Source organism: Cyclobacterium sp. SOCE241, assembly GCF_056867545.1.
In genome coordinates this window covers 5,132,024-5,149,414 of the sequence record NZ_CP149779.1, presented here as the reverse complement: position 1 = coordinate 5,149,414, position 17,391 = coordinate 5,132,024, and the positions used below count along the sequence as shown (strand labels likewise).

Below are 17,391 nucleotides of genomic sequence, written 5' to 3'. Positions count from 1 at the left end.
AAAATCATCTTTAACCCTCAGACCTGGCAATAGGTAAACTCATACACCTAGGTCCTCCAAGACCTCTGGAAAGTTCTGATGAAGGCATTTCAAACACTTCTATTCCATAATCTCTCAAAGCCTGGTTGGTGTGCTTGTTTCGGTTGTAAGAAATGACCCGTCCGGGACCAATTGTAAATACATTAGCCCCATCAAACCATTGTTCTCTTAAGGCATATTCTTGATTTACCTTGTCAGTACCTATTATTTCCAAATTGTCAATTTCCTTTTTGAGCACTTCCCGTAAGGTGCTTTTTAAAACCGTCCGTTTAATATTTACAACCTCACTTTTATCCTCTTTTCTGGTATAAACAGAGATGTGCTGAACTGCCTGAAGTGCATCAGGGTAGGTTAGGACCCTATTTTTATCTAAAATGGTGAAAACCGTATCCAAATGCATGAAATTTCTCTTTTAGGAAGGTGAACTTCATACACCCTTTCGATGGGGCCATCGGCAATTAAGCTTTTGGCCACATGGTAAACCGCCTTTTCATCCGTTCTCTCTGAACAGCCTATGGCTGCTGCCTTGTCTGAAAGAATGATAACATCACCACCCTCTATGGAATGGTTATGATTGTTTGATGTCCCCGGATAAATTTGATGAATTTTGTTTTTGAATAAGGAATGATTCTCAAAAATCTTACGGACCATATTGGCCTCTCTTTGACGCTCCGCCAAACGCATGCTTGAAAAACAATTCCACCGGGTAAAATGGCTGCGGTATCCCGTTGGAAATACAAATTGGGGCATGGCGGAATTAAAAAAGCCAGATCCAATAAGTCTGCCAAAGCATTCGAACTTACACTGCCCCTGACCTCATGAACTTTAATTCCGGCAATCAAGGCTTGTACGCATTGTTCTTGGGTGAGTACACCCAATAATTCATCGGTAAGGTGATCCAGTCTGGAAACAGCCAAAGCCTCCCTTATTAACTCATATCTTAATTTGTTATCGGAAAGGATATCTCCCAATAATTTATCGAAATAGTAAACCTCCGCCCCACACTTTTCACGGATCAGCTTGGTAAAAACATCATGCTCCCTTTGCATTTCTTCCAGATAGGGAACGTCCTCAAACAAAAGCAAGTGTTTGTTATAGGGTGTCAAACGATCAATTTCTCGCCCGGGTCTATGGACAATTACCTCCTTTAATGTCGCGAATTCAGAATTTATGGTCAAATGCATATGCACCAATTTACAACAAAACCACAATTAATAAACAATTAATCCAATTCTTTCGGCTTATTCTGTGAAATTCAGAATATTTCTAATTTTATTGGCCTCTAACATTTCATCCTTCAAACCCTGAATATCACCTGCTTCTATTTTATCTCTGAAGGCTGCAAGATGGTCAATATAGCTATTCAGGGCTTCAAGCACATTGGTTTTATTTTCAATAAAAATAGGGCCCCACATTTCGGGAGAGCTTTTGGCCAGCCTAACTGTGGAAGCAAAGCCACTTCCTGCCATGTCCAGAATATTTCTTTCATCAGCGGTTTTATCAATAACCGTTTTCCCCAAGACGAAGGAGGTTGCGTGAGAAAGGTGTGAAACAAAAGCAAGATGAAGGTCATGATCTTTTGGGTCCATAAAGCGCAACCTGAGGTTGAGCGCATCAAAAATATCATAGGCCATCCCCTTAAGGTGTACATCTGTTTTTTCCATTTCGCAAATGATCATCACATTCCCATCAAAAAGGTCTTCCTTTGCTGCCTTGGGACCTGAATTTTCAGTACCCGCAATTGGATGCACTGCCAAGTATTGAGCTCTTTTAGGGTGCTCAGTGATTTGACGGCAAAGCTGGTCTTTGGTAGACCCAAAATCCATTACAAGGGTATGCTCACCAATTTGATCCAAGGTTTTAACCAAAAGATCAAATAAAGTATCAACTGGTGTTGCTAAAATCACCAAATCCGTATCCTTATCCGGAACGGAAAGAGATTTAGCAATAAGTCCCATTTCCAAAGCAATTGCTATATTTTGCTCGTCGCTATCAAAACCTGTGATCTCCATTTCAGGTTTTGCTTTTTTGTTGCCAGGGCAAAAGAACCTCCCAACAATCCCAATCCTATGATATGTATCTTTTTCATAGCGTTTAGTGTTTTTTTAACCTTGCAATGGCTTCTTTAATTTTACTTTCATCTATGCACAAAGAAAACCGAACATATGAAGCCCCATTGCTTCCAAATATTAAACCTGGGGTAATGAAAATATCATAATCATAAAGCAATTGATCCACAATTTCTGTAGCTTTTTTACCTTCAGGCACTTTCCCCCAAACAAACATGCCTACAGCATCTTCGTTTACTTCCAGACGCAATAATGTTGCCATTTCCAAAACCAAAGCTTTTCTTCGGGCGTATAGGGCATTCATGTTCTTGATCCAAGACTGATTTAGATTAAGGGCAGCAACAGCTCCGGCCTGTAATCCCAAAAACATTCCTGAATCCATATTGCTTTTCACTCTTAAAACCGCCTCCAAATAATCTTTTCGACCGGCAAGCATTCCAACTCTCCATCCCGGGATATTAAAGGTTTTGCTTAAGGAGTTTAACTCTAAAGCATGGTCCTTTGCCTCCGGAATTGCCAATATACTTTTTGGGGTATCATTTAAAATAAAGCTATAGGGATTGTCATGTACCAAAAGAATATTGTGTTTTTTAGCAAATTCAATCAACTTATTAAATAAAGCATCATTCCCATTGGCTCCTGTAGGCATATGAGGGTAATTTACCCACATCAACTTCACTTTAGAAAGATTCATTGCCTCCAATTCCTCCCAATCAGGCGCCCAATTATCCCCTTCGTTCAGCGAATAATAAACAGGAATGGCATTAAGTAATTTGGTCACAGAAGTATAAGTAGGATATCCCGGATTGGGAACGAGAACCTCATCCCCTTCATTTAGGAAAGCCATTGAAACATGCATGATCCCTTCTTTCGACCCCATTAAAGGCAAAACTTCAGAACCAGGATCTAGCGACACCTGATAATTTCTATCATAAAAGGCTGAAATCGCATTTCTTAACTCAGGAGTTCCTTGGTAAGATTGATATCCATGTCCGGATGAAGAATCAGCCGTCTGCTTCAACGCCTCAATAACGCTTTTATCCGGGGAGATCAGGACTCCCTATACCATATTAATAATGGGCTTCCCACTTTCCCTGAGTTTTTGAACTTCTTTGAGCTTTTTGGAGAAATAGTATTCCTGAACCTCTCCGAGTCTGTCCGAAAATCCTTTCATTATTTTCTACTTTGATAAGTACCGAAAATTTTCACAGCCCCATAATTAGTGGCAATTAACTCCATGGCCTTATTAAACTTAGCCTCATCAGCAATAAGTGTATCGATAAAAAATGAATATTCCCACGGCTTACTCATCACCGGTATGGATTGTATTTTTGTTAAATCAAGGTCATTGTCACTCAATACAGTGAGCAGTTTTGCAAGACCACCTTTTTGATTTTTTATGGTGATTTTTAGGCTTGCTTTAGTAGGAGTTGTTTCATGTTGGGGCTTGTCCTTTTGCAGGATGATAAACCTTGTAAAATTATTTTTTATGGTCTGAATGTCTTCAGCCAACATTTCCAAACCATAAAATTCTGCAGCTTTCACGCTTGCCACTGCAGCCAAACCTTTTATTTTTTGTTCGGAAATGATCTTTGCGATATAGGCCGTGTCCACATCATCGATAGGTTGAATCCCCGGATGCTTTGCGAAGAAATTCTTGCATTGCAACAAGGCCATTGGATGTGACCTGGCCTCTTTAATGTCAGCAAGTTGCTGTCCAGGAAGCGCCATTAAATTATGAGAGATGGGTAAATAATATTCATCAGCAACGTAAAGTTCATGGCGATCGATGATGTCATAATTGGGCAATATGGCACCAGCAATTGAATTCTCTATGGCCATTACAGCCACATCCACAGCTCCGGATGCAACACTTTTGGCTACTTCTTCAAAAGTATTGAAACCAAAAACCTCGATATCTTCTCCAAAATATTGCTGGGCAACCTGATGGTGAAAGGAGCCCAAAACGCCCTGTATTGCTATTTTCATTTTTGTTTTCAAAATTTAGATTTAAAAAGGTAGGATCAAAAGTCAAGGCATGGTAGAAACCATCCAACATAACCACAGTATGTTTGCTTTATAACACAACACCTATCCTGTGTTAGTCATTACTGTGCTTTGGCTGAATACCCAGTAAAGCACAATGTTTCCAGAAACTTGGATAGGATTTATTGACCACATCTGGTTCTTCAATTTCCAAGGCAGTTTTGGTAATTAATGGCATAAATGCCATGGCCATCCTATGGTCATCATATGTAGCCACCTTTACCTTTGCAGGTATTTTTGTGGCGGGTACTAGTGTGAAAACACCCTCTTTTCGTTCTTCTAACAAAGCCCCAATTTTTGCCAATTCTTTTTGCAAGGCATCAATACGGTCCGTTTCTTTAATCCTCAAACTTTCCAAGCCTGAAAACTCTGATGTTTGTCCTATTAAGGCACAAGTGACAGCTACTGTCTGCGCCAAGTCCGGGCAATGTGTAAAATCGAAGCTTGGCAAACCACGAACTTCTTTTTTCTTAAGGGATATGCCAGTCTCCTGAAATTCACTTTGAACGCCTAATTGGTCCATTATCCCTACAATCATAGCATCTCCCTGTAAGCTATCTGCCTTAAGTCCTTTAAGGAAAAGCTCACCTTCATCTGCACAGGCCAATAAGCTAAACCAGTAGCTTGCCCCCGACCAATCGCTTTCTACAGCAAAGGTGGTTGGAACATACGCACCGGGCTTTATTTCAATTCTGCTTCCTTCAAAAATATAATCCACACCGAATTCCTTCATTAATTCCAAGGTCATGGTGATATAGGTCCTCGAACCAATTTTACCGGTAAGGTTTAATACCAATCCTTGCGGTAATAAAGGGGCGTTCATTAGCAACGCAGAAATATACTGACTACTTACATCTCCTCTAATTTCTATCTCACTTGTTTTTTGACCTGAAAAACCTTCTATGGATAATGGAGGATAGCCATCCTTTTTGAGGTAATTGATATTAGCACCGAGATCTCTCAAGGCATCTACCAAAATCCCAATGGGTCGCTCACACATTCGTGGAGTACCTGTCATAATCTTTTGCTTGTTATTTAAGGCTGCATAAGCTGTCAAAAACCGCATCGTCGTTCCGGCGTCCAACACATCTAATGTTTCCGGGTCATCTCTTAGGAGCCGGATCATTGTTTGGGTATCCCTTGCTTCAGCAAGGTTAGACAGTTTATTTTCTCCTTTGGTAAGGGCATCAATGATTAAAACCCTGTTGCTTTCACTTTTTGAGGAGGGCAATGGTATTTGGATTTGACCAAATGATTCTTTTTTAGGCAGTACAATAGTATTCATGAACTTTATAAAGCTTGAAATTTAAAGGTTTAGCACAACAGTGGGAAAAAGTCCACCAATCAATTGGACAATTGATTGTAATAATCCAAGGCCTCTGCAACTGCCTCTCTCCCTACTACTATATTGAAATCACATTCTCCAATTCTTTTGAGCAGAGAAAAATTCAACGCATTCCCTTCGTTTTTCTTGTCTTGGAAACACAGGTCTATGATGGTATCAAAGCCTTTTTTATCAATTTGAATTTTTCCAAATACTGCCAAAAGATTCTCCTGTATAATCCCAAGTTCTTCCTTTGGTAATCGTAAAAATTTATGGGAAAGGTAAGCTTCAGCGATCATGCCAATTGCTATGGCCTCCCCATGCAATAAATGGAAAGGGGTGTCAAGATAGTAAGACTCTACAGCATGCCCTATGGTATGGCCGAAATTTAAGATTTTTCTTAAACCATCTTCTTTTGGGTCCTTGTCAACAACATCTCTTTTGATTCCTACAGATACAGAGATAATATCCTTCCAAGATTGAGCCTGCCAATTTTCGGTTTTTAGGCTATTAAAATAGTTTACATTCCTGATCAGCCCATGCTTGATTACTTCAGCATAGCCGGATCGCAGTTCAGGCTCAGGAAGGGTACCCAAGAACTCTTCTCCTATTAAAACCCCTTCAGGCTGATTGAATACACCTATATGGTTTTTGAAACCTTTGAAATCAATTCCTAGCTTCCCTCCAACACTGGCATCCACTTGAGACAATAGGGTAGTTGGCAGATTAATAAAGCGTACCCCTCTTTTATAAGTACTGGCACAAAAGCCCCCCATATCTCCGGTCACTCCACCCCCAATATTGAGTATAAGGGTTTTACGGTCAAAGCTATTCTCCGTCATCCAATCCCAAATTTTCACACATGTATCTAGGGTTTTGTTCACTTCTCCTGCTTCAAATATAAAACTTGAATGTTCCGGAAGATGGGTTGAAACCAAAGGGTAACAGTGTTTGACTGTATTGCTGTCCATGATAACTCCAAGTTTGGAGTATTTTTTGAATCAAGGAATCGTGTCAAATCCTGTGCTATTCGGGAAGAAAATATAATTGTTTCCAAAATCTGTTTTTTTGTAAAGGTAAAAATTAAACCCGTTTTTATCCCTTAAAAATAAACCGAATGAACAAGCTTAATAAACTCTTGACATCCAACCTCTGATAATGTGTACCAATTCTTCCAAAAGGATTAACTCCTTTGTGGGGATTATCCCTTCCTAAGGTCAAGGCAAGGGATGATGTATGGAAACCTTATCAGCTTTTATTATTTAAGAATAAAAACGGGCTTAAGCATCAAACTGATTTCTTCTCAGAAATGTCTTCTCGTAATTTTTTTCTTGACGCTTTACAGATTCTTCATGAATGCAATAAAGTAATTCTTTCATGAATTTTTCGCTAAGGTTTTTGTCCACACCATTCTTGGTTCTGGATTCCATCACTTGCTTCCAGCGATCTGCCTGAAAAACAGTTAGATTATTTTCACGTTTGTGTGCACCAATTTGATCAATAATAGCAAATCTCTCGGCCAAAAGATCTAGCAATTGGTCATCTAGGTGATCAACAGCATTTCTTAAATCTTGAAGTTTTTCTGAAGGATGCTCATTTTCTACAGGATGTTTGAAATCAATTTTGTCCAAAATATCCCTAAGTTGCTGAGGAGTTACTTGTTGTTTGGCATCACTCCATGCATTATCAGGATCATGGTGTGTTTCAATCATTAAACCATCTAAACCGAAATTAATCGCACGTTGAGATGTTTCAAGAATTCCTTTCCTGTTACCTACAATATGACTAGGATCATTGATTACTTGCATTCCTTTCCATAACCTTTTCAAATGAATCGGCATAGACCAGTTAGGCTTGTTACGGAATTTCTTGTCATAAGCATCACTGAACCCTCTGTGGATTGCAGCAAGCTTATTAATTCCTACAGCTTGAAGCCTTTCCAATGCACCTCTCCAAAGTTCAAGATCAGGGTTCATTGGGTTTTTCACCATTACAGGAATATCCACACCTTTAAGAGCGTCTGCAATCTCTTGAACTGCGAAAGGGTTTACAGTAGTTCTAGCTCCTATCCAAAGAATGTCTACATCATGCTTCAAAGCCATTTCTACGTGTGCTGCATTCCCTACCTCTGTGGTGATAGGAATATTAAGTTTTTCACGTACGATTTCCATCCACTTCAATCCATCTTCTCCGATACCTTCGAAACTTCCCGGCCTGGTTCTTGGCTTCCAAATACCTGCTCTGAACACATCAGGGATAACATTGGCGGTGATCATGTCTTGGCAAACCTTCTCGATCTGCTCAGGAGTTTCGGCACTACATGGTCCTGCAATAATCAGGTGCTCATTGTTAAGGCCTAAACCCCAGTCTTTTGTTTGTAAGTGATTTTCCATTTCCTTATTCTTCGGTTTAATATTAAAATAAAAAAGCCCGACTCTTTCGAATCGGGCTTCTATGTGATTTATCTTTTTTTATTTTTTATCAAGACAATACGCAGCTCCGATTCGACCTTGGGGACGAAAGTAAAAGTAAAAGAAGCTAAAATACGTAGCTGCGAAATTTTTCATGCGTCAAATGTAACCCTTCCACCTTTAAAAATCAAATAGTTATTCACTTTTTTAAATTTTAATCTCCTATTCATAGGGTTTAAATAGCCCTTCAATACTCCCCTAAACCACTCAACATGCTGAAAAACAGCAATTTAAACCAAATGGAATTGAAATTAATTCAGCCAACAATTATCTATACCCCCTTACACTCAAGTTCTTATAATTATTAAAACATCACTTTTTAAAAGCATTTTCTACGGTTCTATACCCTCCATCCTTCTGAATGCTACAAGAGGACATGCAACAGATGTGAGGTAAACGGGATTTTGCGTACCCCCTTTTTATCAAAGCATTCATAGGGAGCACCAAAAGATTCTCCTTTTCGAAAATCATTTTCTTTAAGCTCACTTATGTATTCCGTAGCTAGTTCCCGTGCCAATTGAGGGCTACTTAAATTGATGGCAAATGCTACCCAGCCTGTAGGTGTACCCCAAAACGCCCCATTTTGGTAAGTGTTTTTTGCAACAAGGGATTTTTCCCAGACATTCTTTTCATCAAAATCTTGATCTAAGGGCACATGTCTAATATTGCCTCGATAGCTAATGGTTCCTTTTTTATAAGCAGCTGCCAACACTTCGCTAGCACAGACTAGACCTTCACCTTCTAAAGCACCTAAATATACTGCCAAAGAAGTTCCCCAAACATCGGGTTGAGAACTATGCTTGGTGGAAGCTTTTAAAAACCACTTTCATCATTGAATACCACCGGAATCGCTTCTTTTATTTTGGTAGCTATTCGCTCGTATTTTAAGCGCTCTTTTGCATTGCCCATTAAGGAATAGAGTTCAGCAAGCTCTTTTGCTGCCCTGAACTTAAGTAAAGAAGGAAACAATAACTTTCCAGTCATATGAATTGCATCTCTAAAACCAAAATCTACTCCTCTAAATTTTTCAGAAGCAAAGACCAAATGGTCTATCGGCTCTGCCGGAGGAACATGAAAAGCCAAGGCTAATCTGTCAATCAATGAAAAACCATTGATTTTTTCGGAAAGAATAGAAAGCTCACCAACTTCTTTAATATACGTATATGCCATATGAACAAACAAAAATTGATCTCCGTAGGGAGGCAGTGTCCCCCATTTTTCTATCCCCTGCTCAACAACACTATAAGTCCCCGGAAAATATATTGGAAGACTATTGTCTATTCTAATATGGTCTGCAATCGCTCCCAGAGGAACCATACTTCCGCCTTTTGTAATCCAGGTATTCCCAGCTTGAGTTTTTGCTGTAAGCATCAGCATGTGATTTTGTTCAGATGCAGAAATCATCCCCGTTTCTAAGGCCATGGCATAATCTCTGATCCAAAAACTGGGGTAGGCATTCCTTCCTCCGGGCCTAATCAATATACCTCCGGTATTATTTGCTCCAAAATCATCAGAAATGAATTGCTTGGGGTATATTCGGGAGGCTTCCAATACTGAGAGGGTAAGTTCTTCCAGAAAATGAAATTGATCCTTTGTTAAAACTGATTGGTTTTCAAAACTTTGACCATAAATTAAAGATGTGGAAAACCAGGACAATAAAACTATAAATAATCCAAACCTTGAATTCATTTGAGAGTAGTATTTAAGGGTTTAGCAGCAATGGCGGTATTTAAGATTTTTGCAAAGTCCCTATCATTTCCTTGCTTCTGAAGAATAAAATGATGGAGGGGATTTACACGATGCCTTACCCAACGACTCCCTCCTTCAAATCAAATACCAGAACCCCGGGTGCCAATTCTTCAAAAAACTTATCCGGGCCCATAACTGCATAATATACTGTAGCAAGATCCCAACTCGGCCTTTGCTCTATTAAAGTTTTCTTCTCCATATTCCATAGCCAATCCCTGTAGGCGGTTCTTAAAATATTACCTGCACTTAGCGTGTCCAAGGACTTCCCTGTATAAACTTTGGCTCCGGCATCCACGAAGTAAGCAGGTTTTGGAAATTGGTCTATTAAAAAATCTGTATAGATTGCTGAATTATTTTTGTAAAAATTCCAATCTTTTACCGCTCCAACGTTTTCATTCGAAGCTCCCAACGCACCCAAAGCCACCCATCTTTTAATTTTCTTATTCACCAAATCATAACCGTTCAAAGGTGATATGTTGTCAGGAATGGACCTTAACAATTCGTACAAACCCTTGGTATGCCCAATGGTAATATAAGTTATGGAATTATCTTGCGCTTCAGCGAGCAATTTCCTATTCAATTTGGTTTGTTCGAAAGCTTCATGGTTATGAATCAATGTATTTTTATAAGCTGCTGTATCCTTGGCAAGTTTTTCAGCTTGCATTTTATCCTTAGGATCCCCAAAACTCAAGTCATGGCTGGCACCAATAGGAATTTGGTTTCTTCCATAATAGACATTGATCGCCTCAATTATTCCTACCCCAAAAGGGATTTTTCCGGAGCTAAATATGACCCCTAGGATTTCCACCTTACCTTGGTCAGCAAAATGATGCAATAGCGCCATGGCTCCCACATCATCACAGTCAGAACCCATATCTGTATCCAAAATTACTTTCTCAGTTTGGGCCATAGAATATTCTATCAGCAAAAAAAGACAAGAAAAAGTAACCCAAAGACAAACCTGCTTAAAGAAGGATTTCTCAAATTCATTTTACACATAAAGGTCAATTTTAAAGAATGAATGATACACCCTCACATTAAGCTTTCATAAAAGCATGATAAAATTGTATATTTGAGTGTACATCAAATACTTGGAATATTTTTAAAATTAGCCATTCTGAAGCAATAATCTAGGAGGAAAAGTATTAGCTTGATGATAAATCAAACTTTAACCCCTCTCATTAGTTGTTTTTTGATATCTTTGCGCACTGAAAATGGGAATAAAACTTGGATTTTCTTTCGACAATCTAAAAATAGCTTTTGCTCACCTTAGCATCAATGATCTTAAGAGAATGCAAAAGCTTTATCGGTTGATGAGATACCCTTTTATAGTAAGGCTGGGGATTTTCTTTGTCAAAATCTCTTTAAACCTTGGATTACCTATAAAAGCACCTCTAAAAAGAACGATATTCGAGCAGTTTTGTGGTGGAGAAAGTTTTGAAACTTCACAAAAAACTGTAGAAAGTTTAGGCAAGTATGGGGTAAGTTCTGTGTTGGATTATTCAGTTGAAGGGAAAGAAGAAGATCACATCCTAGAGGCGACAATGGAAGAAATTCTAAATTCGATCCATAAGGCCAAGGGCAATGCTTTGATCCCTTTTGCCGTCTTCAAGGTTTCGGGCATAGCCCCTCTTCAATATTAGCCAAAGTTCAAAGCAAACAAGAGCTTTTACCTAAAGAGAGAAAAAGAATTGATGAGGCGAAAGAAAGAGTGTTTAAGCTCTGTGAAGCTGCATCGAAATCCGGAGTGAAGCTAATGGTGGATGGTGAGGAAAGCTGGTTTCAAGCAGTAACAGATCACTGGATACTAGAGGCCATGAAAACATACAATAAGGAAGAAGCAATCATTTATAACACCTTCCAGATGTACAGAAAGGTCATGAGCAGAAGATTAAGAGATGCCCATCATGAAGCAGTAGCCAATAGCTTTTATCTTGGGGTAAAACTTGTAAGAGGGGCATACATGGCAAAAGAAAGAGAGAAGGCAAAAAAGGAAGGCTATCCTGACCCCATCCATGCAACGAAAGAAGCAACAGACAATGCATTTAATAAAGCATTGCAATTTTGCATCAATAATAAACAGAGAATTTACCTTGTTAACGGGACCCACAATGAATTGAGCAATACCATACTTGCAGAGTTAATGGAATTGCATGGTTTGAAAAAGGGGGACAGGAGGTTTTATTTCTCCCAACTCTATGGAATGAGTGACCATATAAGTTTTAATTTGGCCAATGCAGGTTATAATGTGGTCAAATATGTACCCTATGGACCGGTAAAGGAAGTACTCCCTTACCTTGGTAGGAGAATTAAGGAAAATTCAGGAATTTCTGACCAGGTTATAAAAGAAAAAACGATGGTCGAAAATGAAATTTTGAGAAGAAAAATCTAAAAATAGCATAACAAATATTTACCCATGCAATTACTGAACGAACAGGAGATAGAAAGAAGAAAAGACCGGGAGGCATTACTGAATTTGGGAATAGACCCCTATCCGGCACTCTCCTTTCCGATCAATGCCACGGCCGCAGACATCCATCAAAACTACAACAATCGTAAAAACGATTATAAGGGAATTACTATTGCCGGTAGACTAATGACCAGAAGAATCATGGGCTCTGCAAGTTTTGCAGAAATTCAAGACAGCACGGGTCGGCTTCAGATTTACGTAAGGAGAGATGACCTTTGCCCTGATGAAGACAAAACCCTTTACAACAAAGTGTTTAAGAAGCTTTTAGGAATAGGGGATTTTATAGGTCTCAAAGGCTTTATTTTCACTACTCAAACCGGTGAAATTTCTTTACATGTTCAGGAGTTCACTTTATTATCTAAATCAGTAAAGCCTCTCCCGGTGGTAAAAAGAGATGATGAAGGCAATGTATTTGATGGATTTACAGATCCTGAGCTTAGATACAGACAACGGTATGTAGACCTTATTGTTAACCCTGAGGTAAAAGAAACCTTCGTCACAAGGTCCAAAATCATTTCCACCATGAGGAATTATTTTGATGACCATGGCTGGATGGAAGTGGAGACCCCTATTTTACAACAAGTACATGGAGGAGCTGCTGCGAAACCTTTTGAAACTCATCACAATGCCTTGGACACCCCATTATTCCTTAGGATAGCCAATGAGCTTTACCTAAAGCGACTAATTGTAGGTGGTTTTAAAGGGGTCTATGAAATCGGTAAAATGTTCCGTAATGAGGGCATGGACAGAACCCACAATCCGGAATTTACATCCATGGAAATTTATGTGGCCTATAAGGACTACATCTGGATGATGGAAATGGTGGAAGACTTAATTGCTAAAATTGCAAACCGGGTATTGGGTACGACACAAGCAAAAGTTGGGGATAAGGTAATAGAGTTTGAAGGACCTTATAGAAGATTGTCAATGTTTGAATCTATTCAGGAATATACCGGAATAGATGTCAGTCAAATGGACGAAAAAGAACTCAGGGCGCTATGTAGTGAAATGGATATTGAGGTCGATGATAGCATGGGCAAAGGCAAGTTGATTGATGAAATCTTTGGAGAGAAGGTGGAAGAACACCTGATCCAACCAACCTATATCACAGACTATCCAATAGAAATGACTCCCTTGCTAAAAAGCACCGAAGCAAACCGGGACTTGTGGAAAGATTCGAATTATTTGTCAATGGTAAAGAGATTGCAAATGCATATACCGAATTGAACGACCCTATAGACCAAAGAGAGCGATTTGAAGATCAACTCAAGTTGGCGCAAAGAGGAGATGACGAGGCCATGGCCATGGATGAAGATTTTCTTCGTGCCCTCGAATATGGCATGCCACCAACATCCGGCTTAGGTATTGGGATAGACCGACTTTGCATGATGCTTACAGACCAAAGCACCATTCAGGAAGTCTTGTTTTTCCCTCAAATGAAACCAGAGAAAAAGATAAAAATAGCATCTGATGAAGACTTTATTGAATTGGGAATAAACCCAGGTCTTATTCCTGCCATCAGAGAATTAAACATCCATACCATTGAACAGTTGAAGGGGTTAAACCCTAACAAACTTTTCAACGATGTATGCGGAAAAAAGAAAAAACTAAAACTAGATGTACCCAATCCAAGTAAGGAAGAGGTGTCTAACTGGATTAATGGCTAAAATCACCACCAAGCCAAAACAAAATCCCCTAAGTGCATTGTACTTAGGGGATTTTTTTATCTAAAATTGTACTTAATTAAGATGATAAATCATAGGCTTCCTCATGCCTACCCTGACCTTTCTTGTGAAAGGTCACAACCACAATAAGTATAGTTTGCTCGGAGCTTTAAACTGTTAAATGATTGTCTATTGCAAATCGTGTTTAACAAAACACATACATTAATGCTCCCAAAAATAGGGTGGCTCCAACCCCAATGCCCTGAGATAAACGTAACCTTGCCCTCTATGATGTATCTCATTGTCTATAAAATACATTAAGGTGCAATAAATTTTATTTTCATATTGCCCAAAAGCCAACACGGTTTCTTGGAATTCATCCGTTGTAAGCTTTGGAAACCATTCGTCTATTTCAACAGTAGCTTGGTCCCAAAGTTCTAATAACCTTTTTTTGCTATTTTCTACTGCAAATTCTTCTTTAAGCGGTTCCCATTTACGTGTCACCAAACCTTTAATTCCAGGTCCTGCTATTCCTAGTAACTCCTGTACCATCTCACCAAAAGGCCTCATTTCCCCGATTGTAAAATTGAAAAGTTGCTCCTCAGGAAAAGTTTCAATTACCCTGCGGGTGAGCCCACGATGTCCTTGCCAGTGCTTTAGTAACTGTTCTTGTGAAATAATCATTTGCTGTGTTTTCGTTTCCATCTTGATGTATATTTTAAGTGAAAGAATTAATCTTAACACAAACATATCTACCCCAAGTGACAACCCTATGTCAGTAGTTTTATGAAAATTAAGCCCCTGAAGAAAATTTTTTATCCACAGAATTATCATTAGTTTTAATCGACATCGACTCCAATGAACAGATTAAATCGACTTACAGCCATCTTAACCCAACTGCAGAGCAAAAGACACCTCCCTGCAGAAGAAATTGCCAATAGATTTGAAATAAGTCTCCGGACTGTATACCGAGACATACGGGCGCTTGAAGAGGCCGGGGTCCCGATAACAGGTGAAGCAGGTAAAGGATATACCTTGGTAGAAGGTTATCGTTTACCACCGGTGATGTTTGATGAAAAAGAGGCCTTTTCTTTATTACTAGCAGAAAAAGTAATCGAAAAATTTACAGATAAGGAAATTAGTCAACACTTTCAATCCGCACTTATCAAAATTAAATCAGTGTTGAAAGATCAGCAAAAATTAGCCATTGATCACTTAGACGAACAAGTAATTTATTATAAACATGAACTGACTACCCCTTCGAAAAACGAAAAAGCCATTCAGCGCATTATGTCAGCCTTAGCCACCGGTAAGGTTCTACAATTTGATTACATTTCCTTTATTAAAGAAGAAAATACAAGCCGGGCTGTTGAACCTATAGGCATGTACTATTCTCTAGGCAACTGGTACCTTATTGGCTATTGTAAACTTAGAAAAGACTATAGAACATTTAGGATTGATCGCATACAGAAAATTAATATCACTGAGGAATATTTCACTACCAACCACCCCTCTTTGAAATCCTACTTAAAAAAATGGAGGAAGGTAATCATCTTATAAAAATAACCATTCAGATGGATCCTTCTCATGTAAAGTATATTGAAACCCATAAATACAATCAAGGTTTCGTCATGCAAGAAAAAGTAGAGGATAAAGTCCAACTCACTTTTATGGTTGGCTCAATGGAATTTTTTGCCCGCTGGATAATATCCATCGGGGACATTGTCACGATTATTTCCCCAAAAACTCTTTCAGACAGAATGTCTACATTGCTGAATAATATGACAGAAAAACTGAAAGAAGCAAAATATCACTAAATCAAGGGAGACAATCCATGGCTAACCTTCATGTTGGTCAACGAGGATAATGTTACCATCAGGATCTTTAATAACAAAATTATCAGGGCCTTTTCCATTTTCATCGGCTTCCCTTTCAAATTTAAGGCCTTGTTTTTTTAAATTTTGTTGAATTTCTCTAACATCTTGGTAATCTTCAATCTCATTGGCATCAGCATCCCAGCCGGGATTAAAAGTCAAGATATTATCTTCAAACATTCCTTCAAAAAGGCCTATTAATGTATCTCCATTTTTCATGATCAGGTAATGATTCTCTAAAGAACCACCGAATGGAGTAAAGCCCAGTTTCTCATAAAATTCTTTGGAGGCTTTTAAATTTTTAACTGCCAGACTAACTGAAAATGCACCTAGTTTCATAATTAAGGGGTTTTATTTACACCAAACCACAGGCAAAATAATAGGAGAGGATTTACTTACCATCTGTAAACCCCCTCAATAATCTTTAATGTTTAGGCCAACGACCTTCTACAATATTCAAAGCATTTCTGTACTTCTTTCACCGCATCAGAACCTTCCGGAATTTTATATTCAAGTTCAATTGTAGCCGGGAATTTGTATTTTTTACTTTGTATTTCACTTAACAATTCCACGATAGGTGTGTCCCCTTCGCCCCAAGGAAGATTTCCTTTACCATTTGCCGGAGTTTGTCGGTCTTTGGTATGCATGCTTAGAATGCGCTTGTGTTTTTTCTGAAGTAATTCAAAAATATCCGTATATCCGGCAGCAATATAATGGCCGGCATCAAGGTTTAGTGCATTTCTGGGACTTTGTTCCAAGGCCGTGTCCCAAAAAGTAGGAGTTTGCTGTGTATGTCCATGGTAGCCCACTGACATTTTATTCTTTTCTCCCATTTTTCCTAACTTCAGGGTCCGGGCATCATTGGCAGGATGTTCTAATGTAACATGGCTCGCACCTAAAGCTCTTGCTGCTTTCATGCCATATGCAATTTCCGCATCTGTATTGTTCATTCCAAAGGCACCGGGTTTAAATGCATAAATACTGACTCCTGCGTCTTTATACATCTTTTTAAATTTTTCGAATTTCTTGAAATCTGTTTTGGCACGCCATGCGGCTACGTTAGCAGCATGGGCTTCTGCCTCTTTTTGCAGCTCCATAAACTCCTTGTTTTCATCTGCAGATAGCTGACCTCCATCTCTTTTCTTTCGACGCAAGTTGTTATATCTACCATTATCCATTGTAGACTCCGGCATGCCTGCAAAAGATTCAGCAGGCCCACCCATCAACTCTATGGCACTGATTCCGCTGTCGGTAACATATTTTAGGGTTGCTTCGGCACTTTGATCCGGAAGTGATCGAAAAGAATAGGTAATGCATCCGATCTGAACGCCATTTATTTTCGAATCAGGTTTATTATAGTTTTTAATTATTGCAGGAGCACCTTTAATCAAGGATGTTGATGCCAAAGCAATTCCTGCAGTACCAAAAAAGGATTTAATTAAAAACTCTCTTCTATTATTCATGGAATGGAAATTTAGGTTTAAGCTGTAATATAAGAATTGACTGAATAAATATTATTCTTTTTAAGTCAAAAACACTAAATAAGCACCAGATTCTTTGAGAAAGAAGGTTTTTAATGTAAAAACCTTGAAGTTTAACGTAACCATTAGGCTTAATTATTTAATCCATTGGTAAAGCTTAATCCTTTAATTTACTAAACACATAGTATAAATTGAGTTTTAAAA

14 protein-coding genes and 4 pseudogenes are annotated in these 17,391 nt (G+C 38.8%); 5 read left to right on the top strand and 13 right to left on the bottom strand.

The window, feature by feature from the left end; translation table 11 throughout:
• Positions 1-10 precede the first annotated feature (10 nt).
• From WG932_RS26190 to WG932_RS26145, 10 genes and pseudogenes are all read right to left on the bottom strand, one after another.
• Positions 11-1,088 (bottom strand): annotated as a pseudogene (locus WG932_RS26190) (arginine deiminase).
• A gap of 192 nt (positions 1,089-1,280) precedes the next feature.
• Positions 1,281-2,128, bottom strand: a pseudogene (locus tag WG932_RS26185) (prephenate dehydrogenase).
• 5 nt (positions 2,129-2,133) lie between these two features.
• Positions 2,134-3,138, bottom strand: coding sequence for a pyridoxal phosphate-dependent aminotransferase (locus WG932_RS26180; protein WP_483088723.1), 1,005 nt, complete (start codon positions 3,136-3,138; stop codon positions 2,134-2,136).
• A 143-nt stretch (positions 3,139-3,281) separates the two neighbouring features.
• Entirely contained in the window at positions 3,282-4,097 is an 816-nt protein-coding gene (locus tag WG932_RS26175; RefSeq protein ID WP_014020668.1) for a prephenate dehydratase, read from the bottom strand.
• A gap of 112 nt (positions 4,098-4,209) precedes the next feature.
• Entirely contained in the window at positions 4,210-5,439 is a 1,230-nt protein-coding gene (locus tag WG932_RS26170) for a 3-phosphoshikimate 1-carboxyvinyltransferase (RefSeq protein WP_483085896.1), read from the bottom strand.
• 59 nt (positions 5,440-5,498) lie between these two features.
• Positions 5,499-6,535: pseudogene (gene aroB, locus WG932_RS26165) on the bottom strand (3-dehydroquinate synthase).
• A gap of 223 nt (positions 6,536-6,758) precedes the next feature.
• Positions 6,759-7,871: a chorismate mutase gene (locus WG932_RS26160; RefSeq protein WP_483085895.1), complete on the bottom strand. Its 1,113-nt coding sequence runs from the start codon at positions 7,869-7,871 to the stop codon at positions 6,759-6,761.
• Between the two features lie 442 nt (positions 7,872-8,313).
• A complete protein-coding gene (locus tag WG932_RS26155) occupies positions 8,314-8,715 on the bottom strand; it encodes a hypothetical protein (protein ID WP_483085894.1) in 402 nt (133 codons plus the stop codon).
• A 47-nt stretch (positions 8,716-8,762) separates the two neighbouring features.
• Positions 8,763-9,638, bottom strand: coding sequence for a hypothetical protein (locus WG932_RS26150; RefSeq protein ID WP_483085893.1), 876 nt, complete (start codon positions 9,636-9,638; stop codon positions 8,763-8,765).
• A gap of 115 nt (positions 9,639-9,753) precedes the next feature.
• Entirely contained in the window at positions 9,754-10,608 is an 855-nt protein-coding gene (locus WG932_RS26145; RefSeq protein ID WP_483085892.1) for a nucleoside hydrolase, read from the bottom strand.
• A 304-nt stretch (positions 10,609-10,912) separates the two neighbouring features.
• Between WG932_RS26145 and WG932_RS26140 the strand changes: the two genes are divergently transcribed.
• The 3 genes and pseudogenes from WG932_RS26140 (at position 10,913) to lysS (ending at position 13,835) form a co-directional block, all read left to right on the top strand.
• Positions 10,913-11,341: a hypothetical protein gene (locus tag WG932_RS26140; protein WP_483085891.1), complete on the top strand. Its 429-nt coding sequence runs from the start codon at positions 10,913-10,915 to the stop codon at positions 11,339-11,341.
• On the top strand, positions 11,335-12,090 hold the full coding sequence (locus WG932_RS26135; protein WP_483088722.1) for a proline dehydrogenase family protein: 756 nt from the start codon (positions 11,335-11,337) through the stop codon (positions 12,088-12,090). Before WG932_RS26140 ends, WG932_RS26135 begins: the two co-directional genes overlap by 7 nt.
• Before the next feature lie 24 nt (positions 12,091-12,114).
• A pseudogene (gene lysS / locus WG932_RS26130) lies at positions 12,115-13,835 on the top strand (lysine--tRNA ligase).
• 219 nt (positions 13,836-14,054) lie between these two features.
• Here the strand turns inward: lysS and WG932_RS26125 are convergent.
• Positions 14,055-14,537: a DinB family protein gene (locus tag WG932_RS26125; RefSeq protein WP_483085890.1), complete on the bottom strand. Its 483-nt coding sequence runs from the start codon at positions 14,535-14,537 to the stop codon at positions 14,055-14,057.
• Between the two features lie 153 nt (positions 14,538-14,690).
• Between WG932_RS26125 and WG932_RS26120 the strand changes: the two genes are divergently transcribed.
• The gene (locus tag WG932_RS26120) at positions 14,691-15,392 is read left to right on the top strand and encodes a helix-turn-helix transcriptional regulator (protein WP_483085889.1); all 702 of its coding nucleotides are present in this window, start codon (positions 14,691-14,693) and stop codon (positions 15,390-15,392) included.
• Positions 15,368-15,649 (top strand): WCX domain-containing protein, encoded by a 282-nt coding sequence (locus WG932_RS26115; RefSeq protein ID WP_483085888.1) that lies wholly within the window; start codon positions 15,368-15,370, stop codon positions 15,647-15,649. Before WG932_RS26120 ends, WG932_RS26115 begins: the two co-directional genes overlap by 25 nt.
• A gap of 21 nt (positions 15,650-15,670) precedes the next feature.
• On the opposite strand, the gene WG932_RS26110 is transcribed toward WG932_RS26115, so the two are convergent.
• Complete coding sequence (locus tag WG932_RS26110) at positions 15,671-16,045, bottom strand: VOC family protein (protein ID WP_483085887.1); 375 nt, start codon at positions 16,043-16,045, stop codon at positions 15,671-15,673.
• A gap of 92 nt (positions 16,046-16,137) precedes the next feature.
• On the bottom strand, positions 16,138-17,169 hold the full coding sequence (locus WG932_RS26105) for a sugar phosphate isomerase/epimerase family protein (RefSeq protein ID WP_483085886.1): 1,032 nt from the start codon (positions 17,167-17,169) through the stop codon (positions 16,138-16,140).
• Between the last annotated feature and the right edge of the window lie 222 nt (positions 17,170-17,391).

Excerpts from the sequence above, each read along its gene's own strand:
- WG932_RS26125 (WP_483085890.1), bottom strand. The coding sequence starts at position 14,537 with ATGGAAACGAAAACACAGCAAATGATTATTTCACAAGAACAGTTACTA.
- WG932_RS26115 (WP_483085888.1), top strand. The coding sequence starts at position 15,368 with ATGGAGGAAGGTAATCATCTTATAAAAATAACCATTCAGATGGATCCT.
- WG932_RS26110 (WP_483085887.1), bottom strand. The coding sequence starts at position 16,045 with ATGAAACTAGGTGCATTTTCAGTTAGTCTGGCAGTTAAAAATTTAAAA.
- WG932_RS26175 (WP_014020668.1), bottom strand. The coding sequence starts at position 4,097 with ATGAAAATAGCAATACAGGGCGTTTTGGGCTCCTTTCACCATCAGGTT.
- WG932_RS26150 (WP_483085893.1), bottom strand. The coding sequence starts at position 9,638 with ATGAATTCAAGGTTTGGATTATTTATAGTTTTATTGTCCTGGTTTTCC.
- WG932_RS26105 (WP_483085886.1), bottom strand. The coding sequence starts at position 17,169 with ATGAATAATAGAAGAGAGTTTTTAATTAAATCCTTTTTTGGTACTGCA.
- WG932_RS26120 (WP_483085889.1), top strand. The coding sequence starts at position 14,691 with ATGAACAGATTAAATCGACTTACAGCCATCTTAACCCAACTGCAGAGC.
- WG932_RS26140 (WP_483085891.1), top strand. The coding sequence starts at position 10,913 with ATGGGAATAAAACTTGGATTTTCTTTCGACAATCTAAAAATAGCTTTT.
- WG932_RS26145 (WP_483085892.1), bottom strand. The coding sequence starts at position 10,608 with ATGGCCCAAACTGAGAAAGTAATTTTGGATACAGATATGGGTTCTGAC.
- WG932_RS26170 (WP_483085896.1), bottom strand. The coding sequence starts at position 5,439 with ATGAATACTATTGTACTGCCTAAAAAAGAATCATTTGGTCAAATCCAA.
- WG932_RS26160 (WP_483085895.1), bottom strand. The coding sequence starts at position 7,871 with ATGGAAAATCACTTACAAACAAAAGACTGGGGTTTAGGCCTTAACAAT.